Below are 8,719 nucleotides of genomic sequence, written 5' to 3'. Positions count from 1 at the left end.
TGCATACGCTCGACACAGGTGCGCGGTTGTCCGCGACCTTGCTCGAACACCGCCACCGGACGGAGCAAGTCGTCGAAGGCCACGTCGCGCTGCGTGCCCCGGCCATCCCAGCCCTGCCGGCTTTCACTGGCGAGCCCAGGCAGGTCGAGCTGCCAACCCGCATCGACACTGCTCGCCAGCAGCACGTCACCGGACAGCGCATACACCGTCGAAAGATTGGCCGGGGTCGCCCCATCGTCCTGTTGCAAGTCCCACAATCGCGGATCCCATTGCTTGACCGCGCGGCCGGCCAGGTCGAAAAGGCTGCGATTGACCCGCGATTGCGCGGGCTCACGCTCCAGCGCACGACAGTAATCGACCGAACGGACCGGAAAGGACCTGGGATCCACCGCAATCAACCTCGGTGTACCGTGATCCATGCTCATGCCTTGGACCTCCTGAGAGTCGTGCGATCTGGCCGACATCTAACAAGGGGCAACCCCTGGTGGCTACTGTCAGAGATGACAGTGACGACCGATGGAGCAGATGGATGAGATATCCATGGCCCGTCCCCTTCGGTAGGATGGAGCGACGGTATCGGAGGCTTCGAACATGCTTATCGGCGTCTTGCTGGTCATTACCTGGCTGGTCCTGCTGCTGCGCTATCCGGCCAAGGCGCTGCCGGTGTCACTGGCCGCATTCGTCGGCTTGGGGCTGGTCGCCGCCTGGGTGGTCTGGCAGGAAAACCGTGAAACCCGGCAACTGGCGCGCCTGGAACTGCGCATTACCTACGCCCCCGAACGCTGCCCCGCCGATCGCCCGCTGTTGCTGAGCATGAACAACGGCAACGACGTCCCCTTGGTTGAGCTGCGCTGGCGAATCGCGGCCTATGCCCCCGGCGATACCATCAATCTGGCCGACACGCCCTACAGCGCGCCGCGCTACCGGGGACCTGGCCAGTTGCAGGCGGGCAAGGACTGGCAGGATTGCCTGCCGCTGCCATCCCTGCGACCCGGCTACCGCCCGCAGACCCTGGAGTTTCGCGCCGAGCGATTGCAGGGTAGTTTCTCCGACTGATTGCTTTCCCTCCGACTTTTTCTGCACAAGGAACGCGCCATGCCCGTTGCGTTGATTACCGGATGTTCCAGCGGCATCGGCCGCGCCCTCGCCGATGCATTCAAGGTCGCCGGGTATCAGGTCTGGGCCAGTGCCCGCAAAGCTGAAGACGTTGCCCAACTCAGCGCCGCCGGGTTCACCGCGGTGCAACTGGACGTGAACGATGGCCCGGCCCTGGAGCAATTGAGCGAACGGATCAACCAACAGCACGGCGGCCTCGACGTGCTGATCAACAACGCCGGCTATGGCGCCATGGGTCCACTGCTGGACGGTGGCGTACCGGCGATGCAGCGTCAGTTCGAAACCAACGTGTTCGCCATCGTCGGCGTGACCCGGGCACTGTTCCCGGTGCTGCGCCGGGCCAAGGGGCTGGTGGTGAATATCGGCAGTGTCTCCGGTGTGCTGGTGACACCGTTTGCCGGCGCTTATTGCGCCTCGAAGGCCGCGGTGCATGCCTTGAGCGATGCGCTGCGCATGGAACTGGCGCCCTTCGGTATCCGCGTGATGGAGGTGCAGCCCGGCGCCATCGCGTCGAGCTTTGCGAAGAGCGCCAGTCATGAAGCCGAACAGCTGATCCACGAACAATCGCCCTGGTGGCCCCTGCGTGACGGCATCCGCGCCCGGGCCAAGGCGTCCCAGGACAACCCCACCCCCGCCAGCGAATTCGCCGCCGGTCTGCTCGACGCCGTGCGGCAACCCAGGCCGCCCCGCCTCCTCCGCCTGGGTAACGGAAGCCGGGCGCTACCGTTGATGGCGGGATTGCTGCCCAAGGGGTTGCTGGAGAAAGGCTTGATGAAGCGGTTCGGGTTGGGTCGGTCGCTCTGATCGAAATGGCATGACCGGCGAGTCCATCGACAACTGCCCCACCGCTATCGCGAGCAAGCTCGGCTCCCACAGGGATTGGCGGCGAACACAAGTCTCTCGCACATGCAGGAAGCCTTGTGGGAGCAAGGCTTGCCCGCGATGACGGCGGCACTGGCAACCTTATCTGCAAGTGAGCCACCGCTATCGCGAGCAGGCTCGCTCCCACAGGGATTTATGGCGCTCTCAGACCCTCAGTTGCCGGCCCGGGGCTCGACCACCACCGTACAGGTCATCCCCGCTGCCAGCAGCACGCCGTCCGGCACTTCGTCGAGATGGATCCTTACCGGTACCCGCTGGGCCAGGCGAACCCAGTTGAACGTCGGGTTCACGTCGGCGATCAACTCGCGACTGACCGGGTTGTCGCGGTCATAGATCCCCCGGGAAATGCTTTCCACATGCCCCTTCAGCACCTCACCACTCATCAACTGCAACTGCGCCGAATCGCCGATCCGCACCTTGGGCAGCTTGGTTTCCTCGAAGAAGCCATACACCCAGAACGAATTCATATCGACCACCGCCATCTTCGCCTCGCCGATGCGCGCATAGTCGCCACGGTGCACGTTGAGGTTGGTGACATAGCCATCCACGGCCGCGCGGACTTCAGTGCGCGACAGGTTCAATTCGGCCGCCTCCAGTTGCGCCTGGGCTTGCTGGTAATCGGCCAGGGCCGAGTCGGCGATGTTGCTGGCGTCGTCGCGGTTTTCCCGGGAAATCACCAGGCTGTCCAGGTCCGCGCGCCGATGGGCATTGACCTTGCGCATTTCCCACGTGGCCTTGCGCGATGCCACCAGGGATTGCGCCTGCTTGACCGCGATACGGTAATGCTCGGGATCGATGCGCATCAGCAGGTCGCCCTTTTTCACCTGCTGATTGTCATGCACCGGCACGTCCACCACCTCGCCACTGACGTCGGCGGCGACGTTGATGATGTCGGCGCGTACCCGACCATCGCGGGTCCAGGGTGTGTTCATGTAGTGAACCCACAGCGCACGACCGATCCACAGCGCGAGGGCCAGCACCAGCAGTGTCGCAAGCAGACTGAAAAACTTTTTCATTGCATCGATCTCAACGGTAGACCGTCAGCGCCAGCGCACCGAACAGACAGGTAAACAGACTCAGGCGCAACAGCGCCGGGTGCCAGAAGAAGCGGTACAAGTCCAGCCCCGACAGGAAGCGATCCAGGGCCCAGGCCAACGCCGCGGCGAGGAAAAACATCAAGGTCAGGGTGGGCATGTACACGCCGTGGAAGGCGATTTCACGGGGCATGTTGACGGTCCTGGGAGGGCACAGCGGCGAAGGCCGCCACGGGTGATTGCGGATCCAGCAGCGAAGTGCGGATGAAATGCAGGTAGCTCTTCACCCGGCGCAGGGCCGAGGTGTCGAAATGCGGGGCGAAAGGTTCATCGGTGGCCTGCACACGGCCGATGGCTTGGTCCACCGCCGCCAGGGCACGCTCCAGGTTGCTCTGGCTCGGCTGGCGGAAAAGCCTCACCAGGGCCCGTCCCATCCCACGAATCGCCTGACGCCACGGCTGGCTCTCGGCATAGGCCGGATGCACCGGCAGGATCGCCTGCTCCTTGCGCAGCTCGATAATCCCGTGTCCGACCTCCAGTACCACGAACATCCAGCGCAAAAGATCCCGCTGCACGGCGGGTTGTCCCGCCGCCAAACCGTAGGCCTGATGCAACAAGTCGCGGGTGCGGCTTTCGAAGCCCGACGCCAGCCCCTTGAGTCTGCCGCTGATGGCGAACACCACTTGCTCGCGCAGGTCCTGTTCGAGCCGGCGCCACAGCCAGCGGCTGTTGGGCGGCAGGATGATCGCCCCGGCAGCGGCGCACACCAGCATGCCGAGGATCATCGCGAGGTAATCGTTGATGAAGGTGTAGGGGTTGTACACCGTCAGGTTGTCGGGCACCGAACCCGTGCAGAAGAAGATCAGCAACCCCAGCCCGACCCCGGCGTATTGCGGTCGCGAACTGAGGAACGAACCGAACATGATCACCGGCGCCAGCATTACGCAGAGCAACGGGAAGCCGTCGATCAATGGGAAGATGAAGAACATCTCGACGAAACCCACCAGCGCCCCGAGCAACGTGCCACATGCCATCTGGAAGGCCATGCGCTTGGGGTTCGGCGTGGCGGCCGACAAGCCCACCGTGGCGGCGGCGATCATCGTCATGGTCGCGCCGCTCGGCCAGGCCGTGGCGACCCAATAGCTGCCCAGCACCAGCAGGATGAAGCCGGCGCGCAACCCCGAAGCCGCGGCGGCCAGCCAATTGGTCTGCGACACGAACGGCTCGTCCCAGCGCTCACGCTCGTGACGGTGCTCGGCCAGGGACGCATGGGTCAGGGCATAACCGTGCAGGTCATCGACGAAGCGATAGAGCAATTCGTAGGCGGTGTGGAAGTCCAGCAACTGCGCATCGCTCGGTCCTGTCTCCAGGAACACCGCCCGCAACTGGCGGACCTGGGCCGGCAAGTCAGCCTTGTAGCAGGCCAGGGCCTGGGCCAGGTGCGCCGCATCCCGATCGGTCAAGGCCCGCGCGCTGAAGCCGTCCAGCAATTCGGCGAGGTTCTGCAGACCGGGCTTGATCGCGTCCACCCCATGATCGACGGCGCCGGCCCGCAAGCGCTGGAGCAACTGGTGCAAGGCATTGAAGCGCGTGGTGATGCCCATGAACTCGCTGTTCAGGCGACTGAGCCGGCCGTTGCGCCGACGCATGTGCGGGTCTTCGAATACCGTCACGCTGCGCAGGCTCTCCAGGCCCACCGCTTCAGCAATAAAACGCACGTTGGCGGCTTCGAAGGCATCGCGCTGGCTACGCCCGCGCAAACCATCGGTGACGAACAGTGCGAACACCCCAAAGCGCTGGTACAAGGCATTGCGCATGGCCGCGCTGGCGGTTTGCGGCAGGATCGCGGCGCTGACCAGGGTGGCACAGAGAATGCCCAGGGAAATCTCCAGGACCCGCCAGAGCGCCGCCATGAACGCCCCTTCCGGATGGGCCAGGGCCGGCAGGCCGATCATCGCCGCGGTGTAGCCGGCCAGCACAAAACCGTAGGCCCGGAAGTTGCGATAACGCGCCGCGCCCGCCGTGCAGACACCGACCCAGAGAGTCAGGCAGCCAAGAAACCATTCGGTGTTCTGGGCGAACAGCGCAATCAACGCCACCATCACCGCCGAACCGGCCAATGTGCCGAGAAAGCGGTAGAAGCTCTTGGCGAACACTTGGCCACTCTGTGGCTGCATGACGATGAACACGGTGATCATGGCCGTGCGCGGTTGGGGCAGCTCCAGGCGCATCGCCAGCCACAACGTCAAGAACGCGGCAAACAGCACCTTGAAGATATAGACCCAGGTCACCCCATCGCTGCGGGCCCAGTCGAAGAAACCACGGCGCCATTCGAGGCGGTGGAGCCAGCGTACGGGGGGCATCAAAGGGCTCATGGGCAAGTATTCATCGGGCGAAATTCGGCATCGTGGCGGTGTCAGGCACATCGCTGCCGGCCTCCAGCCCACCGCCCAGAGCCGTCACCAGATCGGCATGGGCACTGAGGCGCGCCGCCTCCACCTGCTGCTGCACCTGTTGTTGCTTGAACAACAGGCTCTGGGCGTTGAGCACATTGAGGTAGTCCGTCAGCCCGCGCTGGAACGCCACCAGCGCAATGTCGTAGGTACGTTGCGCGGCGGCCACGGATTCGGCGGCGAAGGCTTGTTGCTTGTCCATGGACTCGCGACGGATCAGTTGATCGGAAATGTGCTTGAGCGCATTCACCAGCGTCTGGTTGTAATGCGCCACCGCGGCGTCATAGCCGGCCGCCGCCTCGCCCAACTGCGAACGCAGGCGCCCGCCGTCGAAGATCGGCAGCGTGACGGCCGGCCCTACGCTGTAGGTCAGCTTCTTGCCCGTCAGGAACTCCAGCGCACCGCCGCCCGTGGCCATGTAGCCCAGGCTTCCCACCAGATCCACATTGGGATAGAAGCCCGCCCTGGCTACATCGATACCCCGTGCCTGAGCCGCCACTTGCCAGCGTCCGGCAACCACATCCGGTCGCTGCCCCAGCAATTCGGCGGGCAACGCCGACGGCAGCTTCAAGGGGGCACCCAGGGCCAGGGCCGGTCGCCACAGGCCCGTACCCGCCCCCGGTCCCTTGCCCGCCAGTGCCGCCAGTTGATTGCGACTCAAGGCGATGGCTTCATCGAAGGCGTCGAGTTGACGATGGGTCTCGGGCAACGGTGCCTGGGCCTGGCTGACTTCGAAATGAGTGCCGATGCCACCGTCGAGACGCTTTTGCGCCAGGTCGAGAATCTGTTCCTGCTGGCGCAGGGTCGCGGCGACGATATCGCGCTGGGCATAGTGCAGCGCAAACCGGATATAGGCCTGCACGATGTTGTTCTGCAACTCCAACTGCGCCTGCCGTGCCTCGGCGACGCTGGCGTGGGCCAGGTCGACTGCTCGCTCGCTGGCGTTGCGCTCGCGCCCCCACAGGTCCAGGGCATAGCTCAGGCCCAGGCCGGCATCGTTGTCCCAGGTGGTGGTGTCGGCCAGTTCGCCAGGACCGTAGAACTGATCGGTGGGCCAGTTGTGGCGCTTGAGGGTCGCCCGGCCATTGACCTGCGGCGACTCCGCCGCTTCGGCAACACCGGCCATGGCCTTGGCCTGCCGCACCCGGGCGGCGGCCATGGCCAGGCTCGGGCTGTCCTGCACAGCCAGGTCGATCCAGCGGTCCAGTTGCGGGTCGCCATAAGCTTTCCACCACTGGCGGCTGGGCCAGTGGGCATCGCGGGCGGCCTCGCGGATCGCTTCATCGGTGGCCAGCCGATCGGCTGACAACACCTCGCCCTGGGGTGCGATCCCTCCCGTCCCGATGCAAGCGCTGAGGGTCAACGATAAAGCCCAAACACTGAGAGTCTTCAGCTCTCTGCTGATGCAACGCGGCACTTGCGCAAGATTCCTGGGAAAGGGACAACAAGGTAATGAGCGAGCATGCCGGTTACGCAACCTGTGGGAGCGAGCCTGCTCGCGAAGGCGGCGGCACCCGCCCTATCGCAGACAACTGACCCAACGCTTTCGCGAGCAGGCTCGCTCCCACATGAGGTCCGTGCCAGATGGCCCACCCCTTCAACGCCGGCAATTCTAGGCACCGATCCAAACGGCGATAAGCCGATCTTTCTGCGAATCTTTGTTACCGTAAACGCGATAATCCGTAAGTCGGATCCCGTAGCGCCGTAACTTCGTGTCACAATTTGCCATCGCCCAAGAGAGCCCTTCATGGACACCCTGCAAAACATGCGCGCGTTCTGCTGTGTTGCCGAAGCCGGCAGTTTCACCGCCGCCGCCGTGCAACTCGATACCACGACAGCCAACGTCTCGCGTGCGGTTTCCAATCTGGAAGCCCATCTGCAAACCCGCCTGCTCAACCGCACCACCCGCCGCATTGCCCTGACCGAAGCCGGCAAACGCTATCTGTTGCGTTGCGAGCAGATCCTGGCCTATGTCGAGGAGGCCGAAGCCGAGGCCAGCGACGCCCATGCCCGGCCGGCCGGGCAGTTGAAGGTCCATACCATGACCGGTATCGGCCAGCATTTCGTGATCGACGCCATCGCCCGCTATCGCAAGACCCATCCAGACGTGACCTTCGACCTGACCCTGGCCAACCGTGTGCCGGACATCCTGGATGAGGGTTACGACGTCTCCATCGTGTTGGCCAGCGAATTGCCGGATTCGGGTTTCGTTTCCCAACGCCTGGGCATCACCTACAGCATCGTCTGTGCTTCACCTGCCTACGTGAAGGCCAACGGTTGCCCACAGAAACCCAGCGAGCTGCTCAACCACGCCTGCCTGCGCCTGGTCAGCCCGGTCATTCCGCTGGAGAAATGGGTGTTCGACGGCCCGGAAGGCCAGGAAATGGTCACCATCAACCAGTCCCCCTTCCTGGTGAACTCCGCCGATGCGATGAAAACCGCGATCACCAGCGGCATGGGCGTGGGCGTATTGCCGGTTTACGCGGCCATCGAAGGCCTGCGCAACGGCACGTTGGTGCGGGTGATGCCCAATTACCGCTCCCAGGAATTGAACCTCTACGCCATCTACCCTTCGCGCCAGTACCTGGATGCGAAGATCAAGACCTGGGTCGAGTACCTGCGAGGTTCGCTGCCGGAAATCCTGACAGCGCACCAGGCCGAGCTGACGGCGTATGAGTTGAGCGGAAGTCTGACGGGCGCGCGAGCCGCGAATTGAAATCGCTGCTCCTGCATCGAGGAACGCTCCTCAGCGCTTGCCCATCGAACGACGGGTGCCGGGAGGTGCGGCGCCGGGGGACTTGGCGTGACCATCTTTCACGCCATTCTTGTACCACGGCAATTGTCCCGCCCCTTTGGCCGTGGCCAGTTCACCGGGCTTGAAAGGAAATTTGAAGGCCGGGATCGCCGCTTTGCCGCTCTCGGCGCTGGAAACATCGCCGTCAGGCAGGTCGGCCGGTTCGCCGTTCGGGGAAGTCATGTCAATGCCGTTCGCTCAAGGTAGGCCATCAATCCGTGGCGAGGGAGCTTTCTCCCTTGCCACACGGTGTGCACGTCGGGCCTGGAGGGAGGCGCGACGGGCGCCAGTATACCCGGCCGCTGCCGCAACGTATCGGGCAGATTCAACCTGACATCCGTCCGACAGCGATTCAGGACGAAACTGACAAGCCTGTCAGTTAGCCGTCACCTTCCTGACCGTCTCGCAACGCTATATAAGAGTCCTGTAAATCCCTTCGT

At 63.9% G+C, this 8,719-nt stretch carries 8 protein-coding genes and 1 pseudogene; 3 read left to right on the top strand and 6 right to left on the bottom strand.

What is annotated here, in order from left to right; genetic code table 11:
* Positions 1-425: pseudogene (locus CGA22_RS25495) on the bottom strand (RHS repeat protein); the annotation flags it as partial.
* Between the two features lie 166 nt (positions 426-591).
* On the opposite strand from CGA22_RS25495, the gene CGA22_RS25490 reads away from it, so the two are divergent.
* Both CGA22_RS25490 and CGA22_RS25485 read left to right on the top strand, forming a co-directional pair.
* Positions 592-1,056: a hypothetical protein gene (locus CGA22_RS25490; protein WP_041020552.1), complete on the top strand. Its 465-nt coding sequence runs from the start codon at positions 592-594 to the stop codon at positions 1,054-1,056.
* 39 nt (positions 1,057-1,095) lie between these two features.
* Complete coding sequence (locus tag CGA22_RS25485) at positions 1,096-1,920, top strand: SDR family oxidoreductase (protein WP_041020553.1); 825 nt, start codon at positions 1,096-1,098, stop codon at positions 1,918-1,920.
* Between the two features lie 230 nt (positions 1,921-2,150).
* Here CGA22_RS25485 and CGA22_RS25480 read toward each other — a convergent pair whose 3' ends face one another.
* From CGA22_RS25480 to CGA22_RS25465, 4 genes are read right to left on the bottom strand one after another with little or no spacing between them, the layout of a single operon-like run.
* Complete coding sequence (locus CGA22_RS25480) at positions 2,151-3,014, bottom strand: HlyD family secretion protein (RefSeq protein WP_041020554.1); 864 nt, start codon at positions 3,012-3,014, stop codon at positions 2,151-2,153.
* Between the two features lie 10 nt (positions 3,015-3,024).
* Positions 3,025-3,225, bottom strand: a complete 201-nt coding sequence (locus CGA22_RS25475) for a DUF1656 domain-containing protein (RefSeq protein WP_024780658.1) — start codon at positions 3,223-3,225, stop codon at positions 3,025-3,027.
* Positions 3,215-5,407 (bottom strand): FUSC family protein, encoded by a 2,193-nt coding sequence (locus CGA22_RS25470; RefSeq protein ID WP_041020555.1) that lies wholly within the window; start codon positions 5,405-5,407, stop codon positions 3,215-3,217. Before CGA22_RS25470 ends, CGA22_RS25475 begins: the two co-directional genes overlap by 11 nt.
* 10 nt (positions 5,408-5,417) lie before the next feature.
* A complete protein-coding gene (locus tag CGA22_RS25465; RefSeq protein ID WP_041020556.1) occupies positions 5,418-6,902 on the bottom strand; it encodes an efflux transporter outer membrane subunit in 1,485 nt (494 codons plus the stop codon).
* A 330-nt stretch (positions 6,903-7,232) separates the two neighbouring features.
* On the opposite strand from CGA22_RS25465, the gene CGA22_RS25460 reads away from it, so the two are divergent.
* A complete protein-coding gene (locus CGA22_RS25460; protein ID WP_041020557.1) occupies positions 7,233-8,201 on the top strand; it encodes a LysR family transcriptional regulator in 969 nt (322 codons plus the stop codon).
* Positions 8,202-8,231: 30 nt separating this feature from the next.
* On the opposite strand, the gene CGA22_RS25455 is transcribed toward CGA22_RS25460, so the two are convergent.
* The gene (locus tag CGA22_RS25455) at positions 8,232-8,462 is read right to left on the bottom strand and encodes a hypothetical protein (protein ID WP_041020558.1); all 231 of its coding nucleotides are present in this window, start codon (positions 8,460-8,462) and stop codon (positions 8,232-8,234) included.
* Positions 8,463-8,719 lie beyond the last annotated feature (257 nt).

It is taken from the genome of Pseudomonas sp. PSB18 (genome assembly GCF_014596565.1).
Lineage (GTDB): Bacteria > Pseudomonadota > Gammaproteobacteria > Pseudomonadales > Pseudomonadaceae > Aquipseudomonas.
Note: the sequence above shows the minus strand (reverse complement) of the source record. Positions and strands in the feature narration are given on the sequence as shown.